This is a genomic window from Bacteroides sp. 2201st1_D9_2201SCRN_220225 (assembly GCF_040928965.1).
GTDB classification, from domain to species: Bacteria; Bacteroidota; Bacteroidia; order Bacteroidales; family Bacteroidaceae; genus Bacteroides; species Bacteroides stercoris.
The window spans coordinates 1-2,006 of sequence record NZ_JBCODG010000162.1; the positions used below are offsets into that span (position 1 = coordinate 1).

1 protein-coding gene and 2 pseudogenes are annotated in these 2,006 nt (G+C 47.6%); all 3 read right to left on the bottom strand.

The window, feature by feature from the left end; translation table 11 throughout:
* Nucleotides 1–641, bottom strand: a pseudogene (locus AB5903_RS22375) (type IV secretory system conjugative DNA transfer family protein); the annotation flags it as partial.
* Nucleotides 642–708: 67 nt separating this feature from the next.
* Entirely contained in the window at nt 709–1,065 is a 357-nt protein-coding gene (locus AB5903_RS22380; protein WP_368118315.1) for a hypothetical protein, read from the bottom strand.
* 17 nt (nt 1,066–1,082) lie between these two features.
* Nucleotides 1,083–2,006 (bottom strand): annotated as a pseudogene (locus tag AB5903_RS22385) (hypothetical protein); the annotation flags it as partial.

Consider the following 2,006-nt stretch of genomic DNA (forward strand, 5'->3'; position numbering starts at 1 on the left):
GCCACCCATTCATTCTGCTGTTCTTTCTTGGGAAGCAGCGCAAGCAGGATATCCTCCATGAGCTGCAACAGTTCGGTACGGTCCTTTACAACCTTCAGCGGATTGAAACGGTATGAACGCTCGGGCCTGTCAAAGCTGACATAATAAAATTTGTGCGGATAACCATGCTTCTCTATCAGATTATAGGCGGTCCGAGTATAATCGATATCCTTGAAGTCGTATATGAAGCCGGCAAACCCCAAACGGATATACTCCTCCAAGAGCCACTTGCCTATACTCTTGGTCTTTCCCGAACCTGCTCCGCCATAAATCAGGAAATTGGAATAGTAATAATAAAATTCCAGGTAGTTTTTCGATATTCCCGATTGTACGGGAAGTCTGATCGGGTTATTGTTCTCTCCGGGGCTTTTCGGTTTGCCCCGTTCCCATAGCCATGACAGGACGGATATGACCAGTGAAGCACATGCCGGATAAAACACATATGCCGGAAAAAACAGATATGCCAGGCAGGTTTCAATAATTATGCAAAGCAAAAAAACAAAGAAATTGATATACCATTTGCGACTTATAGCGGAAACTCCTGTTATCAGTGAAGCCGCCGCCAATATAAACAGCTTGATATAAATGACATAATTCTCCATGTTACTATAATAATTTACTTTAATACATATTTTACTTTAATACTTGATATATAACTTACTTATTTTACTATAAATCCATCTGCAACGATTTATCATCCCTGCAACTCGTGGTTTCCAAACATCTGACCGTATAACCGGACGGGGTTCTGACTATCATAAGCGGTCTGTCGTACCCCGGCAGGTTAGTCGGCTTTCCCCGCAGAAGTGATATCCATCTGGCAGGACTTGTCTTCTCCGGTTTTGCCCCGATATCACGAAGTTCATCCAACACAGAAGTCATATCATGGGAAATACCGTTGACTTGTAAGGTCATTTGTTCACCAAAGATCCTGAGTTCCCGGTTCCCCCAGGAAAAACTACATATCCCTGCCGGTTCATTGTCTGGTTCAGCCTTATCAAGAAACTTGTGTCTATCCATTTCCATATCGTAATTCATTTCCGTTATAATTCCATTTCTGTAACTTTCCTCTTTAAAGCTGCCACCCCGGTGAGTTTTACTCCATAGCCCGAAGGTTCCTTGACAACCATAAGCATCCTGTCATCGTTCAGCTGCAAGCATCTGCCGCTAAAAAGCATTCTCCATTGTTCCGGAGTAAGGGAAGCCGGCTTGACACCCGCTTCTCTCATCTTCTCCAGTACCGATGTTACGTCCGCTTCCGAACCTCTTTTCCTGATACAGGCGCTGCCATATTCGGAACCCAGTATAAGTTCGCCTCCGGATATCCGGATTTTTTCAGGTACGGTTGCAGTTTCCGCTTTTCTCAGGTTCTGCCCACTGGCATGGAGTATGCTTCTGAGCTCTTTCGTGTCGATCTCAATATTGAATCCCAGCTTCCGCAGAAGATTCCTGAAAGCCAGGCTGATCCTTTCCCAAATGGACAGGTCGGTTCCGTTCTCGGCCATATGTGCCAGATACTCTTCAGTGGCAACCCGTATGTCCAATTTTTCCGTCCTGGCCAAGCAGGTAATTTCACCGCGCAGCTTTTCCCCGCAACCGGCAAAAACTTCGTCCAGGAACGCATCCATATGCCCGTCCCCGACAAGCCTGCGCAGGCCATAATGCGCCACGCCCTCATGCAGCAGGGTACGTTCGATATCCGCTTTTCCCCGGGCGTGCGGAAGATACAGGCAGATATGCTGCGAGGGAATGTCATACCAGCCCCGGATGTCTTTTCCGCAGGAAAGCAGGCCGCGCACGTCAGGAGAGCTTACCTCATCGGCACGACGGATTACTTCCACAGGAATATGCTGTTTCCCGGCCAGAAAAGACGCATAGCGTGCGAGTTCGTCCATCCGGGCCTCCCTTGAAAGGAATATCTGTTCGCTGCGGGCAATATCCTCGGTGGAAACGGCAAGCGTGTTCCG

Excerpts from the sequence above, each read along its gene's own strand:
- AB5903_RS22380 (WP_368118315.1), bottom strand. The coding sequence starts at position 1,065 with ATGGAAATGGATAGACACAAGTTTCTTGATAAGGCTGAACCAGACAAT.